Source organism: Nitrospira sp. (assembly GCA_024760525.1).
GTDB lineage: Bacteria > Nitrospirota > Nitrospiria > Nitrospirales > Nitrospiraceae > Nitrospira_D.
Map to the genome: position 1 here is coordinate 3,874,533 of CP060499.1, position 15,593 is coordinate 3,890,125.

Here is a 15,593-nt window from a genome sequence, read left to right on the forward strand (position 1 = left end):
GTTATTCGCTCGATGAATCTTTGGGGCTGCTGCCTGGTGCAGGCATGGTTTCTTTTCGACTCAGCCTGATCTTCCCCTGCTTATCGATTTCCAGCACTTTCACGAGAATTTGGTCGCCTTCGGCCACTTCGTCGGACACGGCTTTCACACGGTGATGCGCCAGCTGCGAGATGTGGACTAACCCGTCCGTACCCGGCAACACCTCCACAAATGCGCCGAAGTCCATGATCTTTCTCACCGTACCCATATAGACTTTTCCGACTTCGACTTCCTCAGTCAAACGGCTGATGATGTCTTTCGCCTTCTGTAGTGACGCGCCATCCGCGGAGGCAATGGTCACTATACCGGTATCCTCCACGCTGATCTTGACTCCGCAATCGGATTGAATTCCGCGAATCGTTTTGCCACCCTGCCCGATAATGTCTCTGATCTTATCTTGCTTGACCTTCATCGTATGGATGCGCGGCGCAAACGGCGACAGGTCGGCGCGGGGACCGGCCAGAGCCTTCGTCATGTGGCTGAGAATGTGGAGACGTCCCGAACGGGCTTGCTCCAACGCCTGTCGCATCAGTGCGGTGGTAATTCCTCCGATCTTGATGTCCATTTGCAACGCCGTGACTCCATTCTTCGTTCCGCAGACCTTGAAGTCCATATCGCCTAGATGATCCTCAAGACCCAGGATGTCCGAAAGAATGATGACGTCGTTGTCTTCCTTGATCAACCCCATGGCGATACCGGCCACCGGCTCCTTGATAGGAACACCGGCATCCATCATGGCCAGCGTTCCGCCGCACACCGTCGCCATCGAGGATGACCCATTTGATTCCAGAATTTCAGAAACAATTCGTAACGTATACGGGAACACATCCTTGGTCGGAATGACGGGCTTCAACGCCCGCTCAGCCAATGCTCCATGCCCGACTTCACGCCGGCCCGGCGATCGTAGCGGCCGCGCTTCGCCGACACTGAACGGCGGAAAGTTATAATGCAGCATGAACGTCCGCGTGTATTCCCCTTCCAAAGCATCAATCCGCTGCTCATCATCGGTCGTGCCCAAGGTCACGACCGCCAAGCTCTGAGTTTCGCCTCGGGTAAAGATCGCCGAGCCATGAGCGCGCGGCAGAGCGCCGACTTCGCAGCTGATCGGCCGAATATCGGCGGGGCCGCGCCCATCGGCGCGTGATTGGTTCTCCAAAATCATTTTCCGGACTTCGGTGTACTCCAATTGATGGAACACAATCTTGATGTGCCGTTCGCTCGAGGACTCTTCCGGGTTCTTCAGTTTTGCGATCGCGTCGGCCAGAATTTCATCCAATCGTTCTTGGCGTGCCGTCTTGTTGGAAATCATAATGGCATCACGAATGGGCTGCGCAACCAACGCCTTGATGTTTGCCTGCAACGCAGGATCGATCGATTCCGCCACAACTTCCCGCTTCGCTCTGCCCACTTTCTTGGCCAATTCATTGATCTTCAGGACGATTTTCTTAATCTCAGCGTGCGCCAACTCCAGGGCTTCGAGCATCGTCTGCTCGGATAATTCATTGGCTCCCGCTTCCACCATCATCACGGCATCTGCCGTGCCCGCGACCACCAGGTGGAGTTCGCTCTGCTCCATGGTTTCGAGATCGGGGTTGACGACGAGCTGGCCGTTGACTCGGCCGATCTTGACTCCGGCAACCGGGCCGTTGAAGGGAATGTTCGACACCGCAAGGGCGGCGGAGGCGGCGGTAATCCCGATGACATCGGAAGAACCGGTCTTATCCGCCGACAGCACGGACGCTATGACCTGCGTTTCGAAGTAGTACCCTTCCGGAAAGAGGGGACGGAGCGGACGGTCAATCAAGCGGCTGGTCAGCACTTCCTTCTCAGCCGGTCGACCTTCTCGTTTGAAGTAGCCACCGGGGATTTTTCCGGCTGCGTAGGCCTTTTCTTGATAGTCGACGGTCAAAGGAAGAAAATCTATGCCCGGCTTGGCCGTTTGCGCGGCCACGGCTGTCGCAAGGACGACCGTGTCACCGTACGAGGCCCAAATCGATCCGTCGGCCTGCTTTGCGACCCGACCAGTTTCTAGGCGAAGAGTCCGACCTGCAATCTCGACTTCTACGACGTGTACCATCTATGGTCTCCTCTGGTTAGATCCACAGATGCCCACTGAGATACGCTCGGATCGGCAACGTTCAATGCGCAGCCGGGAATGTTGAGTCGGCGGTACGCCTTCCGCTGAATCGCACACGTTCATGAGTGAACAGTGCATGGTCAGAGCGCATGTCGGTGTTCATCTGTGGGACATTGGAACTACCCTATGGCGCGGGTCAGCGCCGTTTTGAACACGACCGGTTACTTGCGAATGCCGAGTCGATCGATCACGGCTCGGTAGCGCACATCGTCCACATCGCGGAGATAGTCCAATAAACGTCGTCTCCGTCCGACCAGCTGTAATAACCCACGCCGCGAGTGGTGATCTTTTTTATGGCTCTTGAAATGCTCGGTGAGATACGTGATTCGATTGGTCAACACAGCAATCTGAACCTCCGGCGATCCGGAATCCCTGTCATGCTGCTGATATTGCTTGATGAGTTCCGTCTTTGCTTCTTTCAGTAGTGCCATTGCTGCTCCTTCCACCTTAATGACTCGAGAGACTCAGTACCTTACGAATTCTAATCGCCCCCACTCCACTTCGATCATGCATGCCAATTGCCAACAGTTGACCAGCCTCATTCTTCAGCCGCACAGAAACCGGGCAGGGTGATGCGAGGAGTTGGCCGATTCCCACGGGAGACACAGGAGATCCATGCAGGACGCGTTGGGCCTGCTCATCGTTCACAACCACGGCTGGGAGCTGGAACAAGAGTTGGTCCAACGAAATGAACTGCGTTCGGAGAGTTTCCGCTGTCAGATGGCCCACGAGCTGATCGATCGTCAAGGCATGTTCGATGAAAAGGGGTCCAACACGACGACGTTCAAGCGCGTAGAGATGACCGCCGACGCCCAGAATCTGGCCGATGTCGGCACACAATGTGCGCACATACGTTCCTTTTGAACACACGATGCGCAAGGTCACGTCACGTCCATCAACGGCCACGATCTCCAGTTGATGAATCGTGATCGACCGCTCCGATCTTTCGATCGTCTTGCCCGCTCTGGCTGCCTTATAAAGCGGCTGCCCACCGACCTTGACGGCTGAATACATCGGTGGGAGTTGTTGTTGCACCCCTCGAAAGCCAGCGAGGACCGTCTGAATCGCATCCACAGTGATGTCGCATGGATCGGTCTTCGTTAACACTCGGCCTGACGCATCCTGAGTATCAGTCGTTTCCCCAAGGCGCAGAACGGCACGGTATTCCTTATCCCAATCAACGAGATACTCAGCAATTCTGGTGGCACGCCCGACAAGGATGGGGAGGACACCCGTGGCGCCGGGATCCAATGTCCCGGCATGGCCGACCTTGCTTTCTCCCAGCAGCCTTCGTACCTTGGCTACCACATCGTGTGAAGTCCAGCCGGCTTCTTTATTGAGAATGAGGACTCCCTCAATGGCGTCCTCTTGGTCGATCCTGACTCCTGCCGTGTTCATACCTTACGAGTCTGCTGCCCTCTCCCTGCCGCTCGGTAATTCAGGTGTCTGCTGCTGCTCGGAGTCCCCGTGTAAGCCTTCCAATAACTGCATGATGCGATCACCGCGTGGTCCACTGACATCTCTCTTAAAGATCACATCCGGAAGGTAGCGGAGAGAGAGTCGCCGACCTAACTCCGCGCGCACAAAGCCACTGGCCTTTGACAGTCCGGCGAAGATCTCGCGCTCAGCGTCACCCGTTTCCATAGTCGTGACAAAGACATACGCAATGCGCAAATCCCCTGTCAGTTCGACGTCGGTCACGGTCACATCATGCACCCGGGGATCCTTGATCTTTCGCATGAGAATGTCGGCTACTTCCATTCGGATCTGATCGGCGACCCGATCTGCCCGCTTGTATGTTGCCTTTGACATCTTATCTATTCCGGCCGAGACCATTGCGATCATTGTGAGGAATTTAGAGCAATTCCCGTTGGGTTCGCACCACCTCGACCGCCGGCATGCTCTTGATCACATTCAACGCTTGTTCGAGGACTTGGTTCACGTAGCTCCCGTCATTGGCGACACACGCCATTCCCAGGATCGCCTTCTGCCAGAGGTCCTGACCGTCGACTTCAGCGATGGAAAGATTAAATTTCCCCCGAAGTCGATCTTTCAGCCCGTGAATCACCTGCCGTTTGTCTTTCAGCGATTGGCTTCCTGCGATGAATAATTCGACAGTGCAGAGCCCCACGACCATATCAACCGCTCATTCACACCCGGCACTTCATGAAGCCCATCGAGTTCGTCTTATGAGTTGTTCCGGCGTTGGATCGAAGGATACTTTCATCATGAACGTCTTGAGATCCCGTTAGAGCTTCGCAGCGATTTTATCGATGGCATAGGCCTCGACGATATCGCCGGATTTGACATCATTGAAGTTTTCGATGCTCAAACCACATTCATATCCTTGTTGAACTTCACGCACGTCGTCCTTGAACCGCCGTAAGGAGGCAAGCTTGCCCTGATACACCACGACGTTGTCCCGGATCACCCGGACCCCGGCGCTTGAGCGGGAGATCGTCCCATCCACAACGTACGATCCCGCGACAGGACCCACCTTCGGAATCGTAAACACCTGCCTGACTTCGGCTCTTCCCAGGACGCGCTCTTTCAGCGTGGGTTCGAGCAAGCCTTCCATCGCGGCCTTAATATCGGCAATGGCGTCATAGATGATCGTGTAGAGCCTGATGTCAACGCCCTGCTGCTCGGCCAAGGCGGTCGCCTTGGGTTCGGGCCTGATGTTGAAGCCGATGATGATGGCTCGCGACGCAGCGGCCAGCAGCACATCGGATTCCATGACGCCTCCAACTCCGTTATGAATCACACGAAGTTTGACGGCGTCTGTCGACAGCTTTTCGACGGCGCCGGCCAGCGCTTCCGACGATCCTTGTACGTCGGCTTTGATGACGATGGCCAATTCTTTCACCGACCCTTCTTGAATCTTCGCGAAGAGATCATCAAGGGTGACTTTGGCCGGGCCGGTCAACTCTGCAGCCCGTCTCTTCTGAGCTCGCTCTTCAGCAATCTCTCGGGCGACTCTCTCGTTGGAGACGACGTGGAACACATCTCCCGCAGACGGCACCCCGGGCAATCCGATCATTTCCACAGGAATGGATGGTCCTGCCTGCTGCGTTTTTTCGCCACGATCATTGATAAGGGCCCGGACACGCCCGCTGAACGCTCCCACGACATAGGCGTCTCCCACCCTGAGAGTCCCGCTCTGGACCAGTACCGTCGCAACCGGTCCTCGCCCTCGTTCAATTTTGGCTTCGATGACGGTGCCTTTAGCCTGTCGGTGCGGATCGGCTCTGAGTTCCAGCACCTCGGCCTGAAGGAGAATCATCTCGAGGAGGGTATCGAGTCCCGTTTTCTGCTTGGCGGACACCTCCACCATAATGGTATCGCCGCCCCATGCTTCAGAGATCAACCCATGCTCTGAGAGTGCGTTTCTCACACGGTCAGGATTGGCGGTGGGTTTGTCGATCTTATTCATCGCCACGATCAGCGGTACACCGGCTGCCTTGGCATGGTGGATCGCTTCGATCGTTTGAGGCATGACGCCGTCGTCGGCCGCGACAACCAAAATGACGATATCCGTGACCTTGGCTCCACGCGCTCGCATCGAGGTAAAGGCTTCATGACCGGGAGTGTCCAGGAATGTGACTTGTTTCCCGCGGACTGAGACCGTGTAGGCTCCGATATGTTGAGTAATGCCGCCGGCCTCACCTTCGGCCACTTTTGTTTGTCGAATCGCATCCAGCAAAGACGTCTTCCCGTGATCGACGTGGCCCATGATAGTGACGACGGGCGGCCGAGGCTCGACTCGCTCGTCACTAGCTGCCTCAACCACATCTTGCAGCAACTCCTCACCCACCTTCTCGACTGCTATTTCAATTTTCACACCACTTTCCTCGGCAAAAATCGAAGCGGCGTCCAAATTCATCGGCTGGTGGAATGTCAGCATTTGGCCCATATCCATCAGCTTTCGAACGATGTCCGCCGGCCGCTGACCGATCAACTCGGCAAATTCCTTCACCGTCGTCCGCGGGGTAACCTTGACACTTTTTCGACGTGGCTTGGTGATTTCTGCCGGCGTGCTATGGTGCACATGTTTGGACCGGTCATCGCGTCGCTGTAAAGGAATGGCGCGAAGATCCTGCCAGCGGGCGGCATCCTCGCGAAATTTCACATCCTGCTGCTCGTCTCTTTGACGACCTGGTTTTCGTACTTTCTTGAGTTTGTCCTTTTGCCCCTCGGCCTGGATGGCCTCGAAAGCCATACTTTTCTTTTTGCCCGTCACAGCCTCCACAGTCGCCGCCACGACAGTGGGTGGGGCTAGCGTCGGCTTCGGCTGAATCTCTTCCGGCTTGGGAACAACCGGAGCGGGAGCCGGTGGTAGGATCTCATCTGGAACTTCCTCTGTTCGAGAGCTAGGATCAAGCACTCCGCCGAGAACGGGATGCTCAGGAGACACGGATGCACTAGGTGTCGCGCTGACCACCGCAGGCTGCACAAAACGGTCACCTTCAATAACCGGAGCGGGAGAAACGACCTCAAGCGGTTCATCTTCTTTCTTTCGCTTGATCAGAATACGGCGCTTGTCAGGCTTCGGCGGTTCTTCGGCGGGCTGACTCCTGGCCGTCACGGCTTTGCCGTGAGCCGCATCGTGAACGGATCTGGCACCAGCCTCTCCCTCGGTTCCCGTTCCCTGACCTTTCGATTTCGGGGCAAGCTTATCCAACACTTTTTGAACGATGTCATCGTCCAGAGTGCTGCTATGAGACGTGACTGATACCCCGATCTTTTTGAGCTCGGGGATGAGCACACGATTCTCCATTCCTAACTTCTTCGCGAGTTCGTATACACGCATGGTCATCTAGACAGTCCCGTGCTCTATCCGCTCGTCGCTTCCTCGGCTCTGGCGGCTTGCCGAGCTTCTTCCTGCAGTCGTTGCGCCTCGGCTTCCTCTGCAAGCGCCGCTTTGATTTCCTTGTCTCGTTCGACTTTTTCCTTTTCGTATTCGGTTGCGCTGATGATATCGATTTTCCAGCCGGTTAAGCGCGCCGCCAGTCGGACGTTCTGGCCGTTCTTGCCGATCGCCAACGACAGTTGCGAGTCTGCCGCGACGACGAGCGCCGATTTTTTTTCTTCGTCAATACCGACTTTTTCGATCGTCGCGGGGTTCAACGCTTCGGCAATGAAGACTCGCGGGTCCTGCGTCCAGGTAATGATGTCGATCTTCTCGCCACGTAACTCACGGACCACGGCCTGCACGCGGGATCCCTTGATGCCGACGCACGCTCCCACTGGGTCCACGGCTTTTTCCCGCGAGGTCACCGCGATCTTCGTTCGATCTCCCGGCTCTCGAACCACCGATTTAATCTCGATGATCTTTTCCATGACTTCCGGCACTTCGAGTTCAAACAGCTTGGCCACGAATTGGGGGTGGCTCCGCGACAAAATAACCTGAACATCCTTCGGAGTACGACGGACTTCCAACAACATGGCCTTCACACGATCGCCGCGCCGATAGGTTTCGCGGGGAATCTGCTCTTGAATCGGCAGGATGGCCTCCGTTTTCCCCAGATCGACCAGGTAGTTTCGGCGCTCCATGCCGAGAATAATACCGGTGACCAGATCCCCCTGACGCGTTGAGTATTCTTTTTGAACGGCCTCCCATTCCGCCTCGCGAACCTTTTGGAAAATGACTTGTTTCGCGGTTTGCGCGGCAATTCTCCCCAGTTCGTTCATTTCGATCAGCGATCCGATTTCATCGCCCACTTCGGCTTCACTATCGTACTGACGAGCTTCCTGGAGCGAAATCTCCGCTTTGGGATTACTGACGGTTTCCACGATTGTCTTTTTGGAGACGACAGAAATTTCTCCGGTCTTTGGATCGATCTCCACCTGAATATTTTCGGCCTGGCCGAAACGCTTCTTGGCGGCGGTCTGCAGGGCGGACTCGATGGCCCCGATGACGCGGGCCTTGTCGATTCCTTTCTGGCGCCCGATTTCGTCGATCACTGAAATCAGTTCTCGGTTCATACCTTACGCTCCTGCATCCGGTGACCACACACGATGACCTACTTCGCGCACTAAATCTTCACGACCAGCTTTGTCTCCGCAATCATCTCCCGGTCTAATTCGATCGTCTGAGGTATCCGTGTTGTGGCGACAGCCAGCACGACCACCTGCTCATCCGCCTGTATCAGCTGCCCGATGATCTTCCATTGACCGTCGAGTGGCTGTCGAAGCTTGACACTGACCTCTTTTCCGATTGCTCGCTGATAGTCCTGTAGCCGTTTAAAGGGCCGATCCAAACCTGGCGAAGAGATTTCAAGGGTATATGCGTGAGGGAACGGATCGGCGACGTCGAGTGCCGGCCCTAAGGTTTTATGTGCCTGCTCACAGTCTGTTATGGTGACTCCGCCCGGTTTATCGATGAGCACACGAACGACCGAGCGAGGACCTCGTCCAACACACACCACGTCAATCAACTCTAGTCCGAGCGTCCATAAGATCGGTGCAATGATCCCGTGCAACCGGTCGGCAACCGGTTGCAGACCATCACCCGGTATGCTCAACCTATGTTCCCTTGACATGTGTCCAAACAAAAAAGTGGGCTTGAGCCCACTTACAGAGGGAGCACCATACCACGCACCCCGGAGCAAAGCAAGAGCACTAGCCGGTCATGAGCGCCCATCGAGCCGCCAGCGTCTTCGTGATCGGGCCGGGTCGGCCGGAGCCGATGGTTGTTCCATCGACTCGGACAACCCCAAGGACTTCCAGCGTGGTTCCGGTCAGAAACACCTCGTCTGCCGCGTACAGAGACTCGACTGGAATAAACCGCTCTTCTATCGCGATGGTCTCTTTCTTCGCCAACTCCAATACCACTGCTCTTGTGACACCGGACAAAATTCGAGGCCCTTCCGGAGCCGTCACAATCACGTCGTTTTGAACAGCCATGACATTGCTCAAGGCACCTTCCATCACGAGACCGTCTCGTACCAAAATCGTTTCGAAGACGCCCGCCTTTTTCGCTTCTTCACGCGCAAGCACGTTGGGCAGCAGATTGACACTTTTGATGTCGCACCGCCCCCAGCGTAGATCGTCCCGCGTACATACCGTCACGCCGGTGTGACGTACCTCAGGGGTCAAGGGATGAAACTCCCTGATCGTCATGACGACTGTTGGACGGCCGTCCGAAGGAAAGCGATGCTCCCGAGGAGCCACCCCTCTGGTAATCTGGATATAAATCTTGGCATCCTGATAGCCGGCTAGGCTGAGTCCGTGTTGGATCCACTGTACCCATCGCGCTCTGGTATACGACTGAGGAAGGGAGAGTTCATTGGCACTCCGCTCAAGTCGGTCAAGATGTGCTCCCACTTCGAACGGAACTCCTCGATAAGTCCGAATGACTTCGTAGACGGCATCTCCAAATTGGAAGCCTCGGTCATCGATGGAAACGGTTGCCTCCTGCCATGGGAGAAAACGACCGTTGATAAAGGCGATATCGGGCATCGCTCAATTCCCGGATAGAGGTTCCGCCTCTATTCTGAACAGCCGTCGATCTTCTGCGGTAAACTTCCATCCCATCCGCTTTTCAAACACCAGCTGATACACGCCCGGCTGCACGGCTTTGAACTCAAAGATTCGCTGTCCATTTTCCACTGCATTATTGCTCGCAATACGGAGGAACTCGTCACTGAGGAGGGCGAGTCCCGTCGTGTCATAGGACGGCACCCACTGCTCTCCTCTTGTCCGATCTTCCCATAGATGAATGACGAATGGCCGGTCGACCGTGACCTTGCGGCAGTCGCTTCTGTCCAACGCTTGGCTGTGATCGGTGCCGGACACATTCATGTCTCTATCCTCGCACAAAAAGACATTCGTTACGCTGTATCTCTCTTCTTACATTTTCCGCCGAGGACCGACCATAATATCGTTTCCATCCACCCGCACTTCGTAGCTTCCCACACAATACCCGCCGCCGTCGGTGCCCTGCCCGTTTCGGATATCAAAGGCGAGATCATGCCAAGGGCAGGCAATGACATATCCCTTGAGTCTCCCCTCAATAAGCGGGCCCCCCTCATGGGGACAGCTATTATGAATGGCATACAATCTTCCCTCAACGTTGAACAAGGCGATCGGCCGGTCGTTGACTGTGACGATCTTTGACTTTCCCGGAGGCAATTCTTCGATCTGTGCAACCTTTTGAAACCCGTCCATTGTGATTCTATCCTTTTCCCGCGCCTCAACGCCTACAGGCGAAGGGCGTATTTGAGTTCGTCGGTTTTTGCAACTCCGGCCTTTTTGATGAACCCCGATTCCGTCTGGATCACATAGCGCGCGTCTTCCGGCGGCGGTCCGTAGAATGGGCATGGATCTTGGGCGCATGGTTCCGCATGCTCCAGCATGTGCACCACATGATGACTTTCGTCCACCCAGAGAATGTCGATGGGAAATCGATATTCCTTGGTCGTGACGCGATGCGGACCGTTTTGTTCAAAGATATAAAGCATGCCACTGTTTGGAGGCAATGCATCGCGAAAGGCGAGTCCAAAGAGCAACTTCTCCGGGGTATCCGCCACTTCAGCTTCCAGCTCGACTCCGCTGGGGAACGTGACGACAATGATGCTCGATTCTTTACGCTCAACGAGAAAAACCGATGCGCTCATCAGAAGGAGGGCGAGCAGGACCATCATGATGATCCGCTTCTTCCTCTGTTCTCGATTGTTCGCTTGAGTCTGACCGGTTGACATGGAGAAGAGTGATGGGTTTTTCTTCACTGAGCCCAATGGCCCATGCGCATTTGCGATCTAGGCCTTCTGACCGGATTGCGTTCTGTTGACTTGGAAAAGAATCGCAGAATAAAATGCCCGTCCGCGCCGACCCACCACGATACTGGGAGCACTATGGTGGCAGCGGCGCGAGCTTGTCAATGTTGTACAGTCCTTATGGAGTGAGAAGGAGGCTTGGGTCATGGCTTTATTGATTACGGACGAATGCATCTCTTGCGGGGCGTGCCTGCCGGAATGCCCGAATGAAGCGATCTTTGAAACCAGGAGCGACGCGGAGAACAAAGGCAATCACGTCGGCGATGGGCAAGGAGTCGGCGATAATATTTACGTAATCGCGCATGACCGCTGTACCGAGTGTGTTGGTCACTTTGATGAACCCCAATGTGCCGCGGTTTGCCCCGTTGATAATTGCTGTATTTCGGACCCCCTCTATCCTGAAACGACGGATGTGCTTCTGGAAAGAGCAAAGACGTTGAATCCCGATAAATCGATAGATCCCGCCAAAGTGTGGAGTGGGGTAAGAAACTGACCTGCTGCCGATTCGCACTGCTAAAGGCCCCGGTTCCTCAAGAACCGGGGCCTTTTCTTTTTGACTCTGTCGCGTCTAAAAAGAAAGGCCTCAGTGATCTTCACCGAAGCCTTTCAATCGACCCGAAACGCGGTGCGCTATTTCAACATCACCAGTTTGCCGCCGACATGACCCGGATGCAAGTGGCAACGATATTCAAGGACGCTCCCCGCCGCATAAAACAAATCGCTGGTCGGAACACCGATGTACCGCGTCTCCCCTGGCTTGAGCACCAGCTTTGTGTCCAGAACAGTCGGTGCCGATTGATTCACAGTGCCGCTCATCAGATGGAACCCGTGTTCAGCTGTGGCATTGTTCGTCACCTTGAGGAGTACAGGCGCACCTGGGCGCGATTTGAAATCGATGACTGTCGTGGGAGGATACCAGGTCTTCATGGTACCAATTTCGATGGCGAAGAACGCGGCATCGACACTCAGTTCCTTAAACGGCTGGCCGACGACAGATCCGGTTTCAAGATCACCGACCTCAACACCACCTGCTTGAAGCGCGTACGAACCCGAAGCCCCAGCCAACACCATTCCAAGGCCGAGGAAGACCGACAATATTATCTTGCCCATAACTACCCCCCTTGCAAGAAAAGAAGAGATAAATAGAGGTTTGTGAATATATGACGCTAAACTTTGGAGGACGTGAAGACTTCTGTGAATGTGCACCCTTGTTTTTGTCTATAGAGTATTGGCGCCTTGTACCACCTCGCGCGGCGATTCTTATAACATAGGGGTCAAAACGGAAGCAAACGAATTGGAAGGATCCTTGTCGTACGTATCGGCGCCACTATTGTCAGACCATGAAATGACAAGGCTCGTCTCTCCAGCCCGGCACCCCTCCTGGCCTTGGAATCCCTGATTAACTCAAGACATTCGTCGAATCGATTCTGTCGAATGTAACCTCGCTGTTCGTACCCCTTGTTTCGCCGGAAGGCCCTGCTCCCCGAGCTCGCTTAAGTATTTGCCGAAAGTGCCGATACGGCAGTTGAGGAACTACACCATGTCCATCATTTTGGCGGTCAATGGAATTGTGGAGACCTACCCGACCAAAACGATAGACCAACGACCTACCCGCGCCGAATCTGTTGGAGATCGGGAACATCATGGCCAAGACTCATCGTCCTTGGATCACTCGGCCTTAGCAGCGCAAACCGCCTATCAACAACAGAGCCGCGAACGACCACATCCGAAACAGGCGATTTTGGCGCGGGACTTGATGAAGACGCCGGTCCTTTCACTCCCGTCCGACAGTACGTTGCTCGACGCCTGGGGCATCATGTCGCACAAAGGGTTCCACCATATCCCCGTCACGTCGCTGCATGGCACACTGGTCGGCATGATTTCTTATCGTGATCTGCTGGATCATGTGCCGGAACTGATCACAGCGGCCGACAAGAGACAGGCTGCGACGAGGCGATTAGCCGAGATCATGACTTCCCGAGTGATCTCTGCATCACCCACCACGGAGATCCGAGAAATCGCCCGCGTTATGTTGGATGAACAGATTCATGCAGTTCCCATCCTGGACCATGACCGCCGTCTAGTCGGCATTCTTTCTACGCAAGACCTGCTTCAAGGCATCGCAAACCATGGTCCACTCGAGCTCTGGACCTGACTTCCTAATCCCTTGAAAAGACATACCGATTGGAGGCACAAGCCCCTCATTTGATCAATCCGTCCGTCGGATGTCCCCTCAAAAGACTGTGCCTCCTCCGTAGGATAGTCAGACTGACTCTCCGGTAATACGGTGGTACCCACCACAGAACCGCAAGACACTTCGTCCCCCGGGAACATTCATACATGAGGCTGGTCGACACATTTTTCGACACACCGGTTGCAGCAGGTGTTTCCGCTCTAGTCCTCCTGATCATTGGTCTTCTCCTCAAGGAGAACCGGGGGCGTCGCTGGGTCCTGGGCCTGAGCCTCCTGTTATACGTCCGTTATATGGTCTGGCGGGCGCTCTACACATTGCCCACTGACGATGTGAGCAATGCGACCGTGGGGGGGATTGTTTTTCTGGCGGAACTGTATGGGCTCTGCCAATTTTGTTTCTTTACCTATCAGTCCTGGTCACCGACAGACCGTTCCCCGGCGCCGATTACAACGTATCCAACGGTGGACATTCTGGTCACCGTTGTGAATGAACCGCTGTCGCTCCTGCGGCAAACCGTGATGGGATGCTTATCGCAAGAATATCCCAAGAATCGGTTCAAGGTGTACGTGCTCGATGACGGCCATCGTCTGGCAGCCAAGCAGTTAGCAACCGCACTGGGCTGTGGATACATCAGACGCCCGGATTATCCCCGCCATGCCAAGGCCGGCAATCTCAACCATGCACTTCGCGTGACCGACGGCGACCTCATCGCCGTGTTCGATGTCGACCATATCCCTGCCCGTTCGTTCCTCAAAGAAACCGTTGGCTTCTTCGATGATCCCGAAGTGGCCATCGTTCAGACTCCTCACCACTTCTATAATCCCGACATTTTTCAACGAAACCTGCGTATCGGAGATCTCGTCAAGAACGAGCAAGCACTGTTCTTCCGCTCGTTGCAGGCGGGCCGTGACGCGCACAACAGCGCCTTCTTTGCGGGCAGCGGTGGCCTGTTCCGACGGCAACCGCTGGAGGAGATCGGCGGTTTTCAGACCCAGACCATCACCGAAGACATTCACACCAGCATGAACCTGCATGCCCAAGGGTACAGGTCCTGCTACCTCAATCGCGTCCTGTCCGCCGGTCTGATGCCGGAGACGTTCGAAGGATATCTGAAACAGCGGAAGCGTTGGGCCATGGGCTGCATCCAAATGCTGCTGCGCGACAACCCGCTGACAAAGCGCGGCCTCACCCTGTCACAGCGGCTGGATTACTTCGGGTCGATCTTTTATTTCTTCTTCGGTCTTCCACGTATCATTTGCCTGGTCGCTCCACTGTCGAGTCTCTTGTTCCATACGCCGCCGATTCAGGCAAACCTCATGCTGTTGGGCCTTCACTTCTTTTCCTTTTACATCGCATCGGCGTTGGCGATGCGGCCTGTCAGCAGTGGGTCGCGCAATCCGTTTTGGTCGGACATCTATGAAATCGCCATGTGTTTCGCGCTCAGCGCAGTCGCGCTCAGCGCCCTCATCGCTCCGCATAAGGAGCGTCCCTTCGAGGTGACACCGAAGGGACAGCGCATCGAGAAAAACACTTCCGCCGAATTGATGTTGGCATGGCCGCACTTGCTGACGTTCGGCGTGTTGATTGCCGGCTTGATGGTTGGAATTCGGGACCTTCGACACGGCACAGGAGATCCCGGTCTTCCGGTCAGCCTTCTCTGGGGATGCGTCAATCTCGCCCTCTTGATCGTAGCCATGTTCGTCGCCAATGAGCAAACACAGGGCCGTCGGGCATTTCGGCTCAACCGAGATTTCGTGAGCGAGGTGTTTGTGGACGATACCTCCGTCTCTGCGCGTATTCTCAACATCAACGAACATGGTGCCGCGCTCTTGTTGGAGCACCCGCTCTTTACGGCGTTGGAAACCGTCTCACTGCTTCTGACGTCGTCCCGGGGCGCCATCGTTCGACTGACCGGCCGCATCATCAGGCAGGAGCGACTGCCGTCCGGTGACATCGTGGCCGCACTTCAATTTATCGCTCTGGATAGGACGACCCGGCTCATACTCGTCGATAAGATCTTCGGTGATCCTGCTCCGTGGGAAGAGAGCTATCGTTTCCAACCCGGCATCGCGAGCAGTGTACGCTCGCTGCTTGTCGCCGTCACGGCTCCTTGGCGATCCTATACATGGGAGCGACGCCGGATTCCACGTATTCTCCACGAAACCTCTTGTCGATTGAGCTCCTCGACATCCTTGCGGACCGGAAGGTTGAAAGATATGTCCTATACAGGCGTGAGCGTGCTCTTCTCTTCGGCTCCAAAAGGGTCGCTGGTTGAAAGTCTGTTGGAACTGCCTCGCGTGGCTCTGACGGTCAGCCCCGTCTCAATCACGCGTCGCTTCTGGAAGACCCGTGTCTGTTTCAGAGTGGAGCGCATCGAACGGGGTGAACAACACTGGCGAACGCTCCACGATCAGCAATGGAAAGAGTCATGAACGACGGTGAGCCG

At 55.3% G+C, this 15,593-nt stretch carries 16 protein-coding genes; 3 read left to right on the forward strand and 13 right to left on the reverse strand.

The window, feature by feature from the left end; all coding sequences use genetic code 11:
- Position 1: 1 nt before the first annotated feature.
- The 12 genes from pnp to H8K04_18255 all read right to left on the reverse strand — a co-directional run bounded on the left by pnp (position 2) and on the right by H8K04_18255 (position 10,821).
- On the reverse strand, positions 2–2,116 hold the full coding sequence (pnp, locus tag H8K04_18200) for a polyribonucleotide nucleotidyltransferase (GenBank protein ID UVT15706.1): 2,115 nt from the start codon (positions 2,114–2,116) through the stop codon (positions 2–4).
- Between the two features lie 221 nt (positions 2,117–2,337).
- Positions 2,338–2,607 (reverse strand): 30S ribosomal protein S15, encoded by a 270-nt coding sequence (gene rpsO / locus H8K04_18205; GenBank protein UVT15707.1) that lies wholly within the window; start codon positions 2,605–2,607, stop codon positions 2,338–2,340.
- Positions 2,608–2,623: 16 nt separating this feature from the next.
- A complete protein-coding gene (gene truB, locus H8K04_18210; protein UVT15708.1) occupies positions 2,624–3,574 on the reverse strand; it encodes a tRNA pseudouridine(55) synthase TruB in 951 nt (316 codons plus the stop codon).
- Between the two features lie 3 nt (positions 3,575–3,577).
- A complete protein-coding gene (gene rbfA, locus H8K04_18215; protein UVT15709.1) occupies positions 3,578–3,988 on the reverse strand; it encodes a 30S ribosome-binding factor RbfA in 411 nt (136 codons plus the stop codon).
- Between the two features lie 43 nt (positions 3,989–4,031).
- Positions 4,032–4,313 (reverse strand): DUF503 domain-containing protein, encoded by a 282-nt coding sequence (locus H8K04_18220; protein UVT15710.1) that lies wholly within the window; start codon positions 4,311–4,313, stop codon positions 4,032–4,034.
- A 111-nt stretch (positions 4,314–4,424) separates the two neighbouring features.
- The gene (gene infB, locus H8K04_18225; GenBank protein ID UVT15711.1) at positions 4,425–6,992 is read right to left on the reverse strand and encodes a translation initiation factor IF-2; all 2,568 of its coding nucleotides are present in this window, start codon (positions 6,990–6,992) and stop codon (positions 4,425–4,427) included.
- Positions 6,993–7,009: 17 nt separating this feature from the next.
- Positions 7,010–8,161, reverse strand: coding sequence for a transcription termination/antitermination protein NusA (gene nusA / locus H8K04_18230; protein UVT15712.1), 1,152 nt, complete (start codon positions 8,159–8,161; stop codon positions 7,010–7,012).
- Between the two features lie 50 nt (positions 8,162–8,211).
- The gene (locus tag H8K04_18235; protein ID UVT15713.1) at positions 8,212–8,700 is read right to left on the reverse strand and encodes a ribosome maturation factor RimP; all 489 of its coding nucleotides are present in this window, start codon (positions 8,698–8,700) and stop codon (positions 8,212–8,214) included.
- 97 nt (positions 8,701–8,797) lie between these two features.
- Positions 8,798–9,637 (reverse strand): D-amino acid aminotransferase, encoded by an 840-nt coding sequence (locus H8K04_18240; protein UVT15714.1) that lies wholly within the window; start codon positions 9,635–9,637, stop codon positions 8,798–8,800.
- 3 nt (positions 9,638–9,640) lie between these two features.
- Positions 9,641–9,979 carry a protease inhibitor I42 family protein gene (locus tag H8K04_18245; GenBank protein UVT15715.1) on the reverse strand — a complete coding sequence of 113 codons (339 nt, stop codon included), beginning with the start codon at positions 9,977–9,979 and terminating at the stop codon, positions 9,641–9,643.
- Positions 9,980–10,027: 48 nt separating this feature from the next.
- Complete coding sequence (locus H8K04_18250) at positions 10,028–10,345, reverse strand: Rieske 2Fe-2S domain-containing protein (protein UVT15716.1); 318 nt, start codon at positions 10,343–10,345, stop codon at positions 10,028–10,030.
- A 32-nt stretch (positions 10,346–10,377) separates the two neighbouring features.
- Positions 10,378–10,821 (reverse strand): DUF192 domain-containing protein, encoded by a 444-nt coding sequence (locus tag H8K04_18255; protein UVT15717.1) that lies wholly within the window; start codon positions 10,819–10,821, stop codon positions 10,378–10,380.
- 277 nt (positions 10,822–11,098) lie between these two features.
- On the opposite strand from H8K04_18255, the gene H8K04_18260 reads away from it, so the two are divergent.
- Positions 11,099–11,446: a 4Fe-4S dicluster domain-containing protein gene (locus H8K04_18260; GenBank protein UVT15718.1), complete on the forward strand. Its 348-nt coding sequence runs from the start codon at positions 11,099–11,101 to the stop codon at positions 11,444–11,446.
- A 137-nt stretch (positions 11,447–11,583) separates the two neighbouring features.
- Here the strand turns inward: H8K04_18260 and H8K04_18265 are convergent, their stop codons facing one another.
- Entirely contained in the window at positions 11,584–12,063 is a 480-nt protein-coding gene (locus H8K04_18265) for a hypothetical protein (GenBank protein UVT15719.1), read from the reverse strand.
- 430 nt (positions 12,064–12,493) lie between these two features.
- Between H8K04_18265 and H8K04_18270 the strand changes: the two genes are divergently transcribed.
- Together H8K04_18270 and H8K04_18275 are read left to right on the forward strand one after the other, a co-directional pair.
- A complete protein-coding gene (locus tag H8K04_18270) occupies positions 12,494–13,108 on the forward strand; it encodes a CBS domain-containing protein (protein ID UVT15720.1) in 615 nt (204 codons plus the stop codon).
- 185 nt (positions 13,109–13,293) lie between these two features.
- Positions 13,294–15,579 carry a glycosyltransferase gene (locus H8K04_18275; GenBank protein UVT15721.1) on the forward strand — a complete coding sequence of 762 codons (2,286 nt, stop codon included), beginning with the start codon at positions 13,294–13,296 and terminating at the stop codon, positions 15,577–15,579.
- Positions 15,580–15,593: the final 14 nt, after the last annotated feature.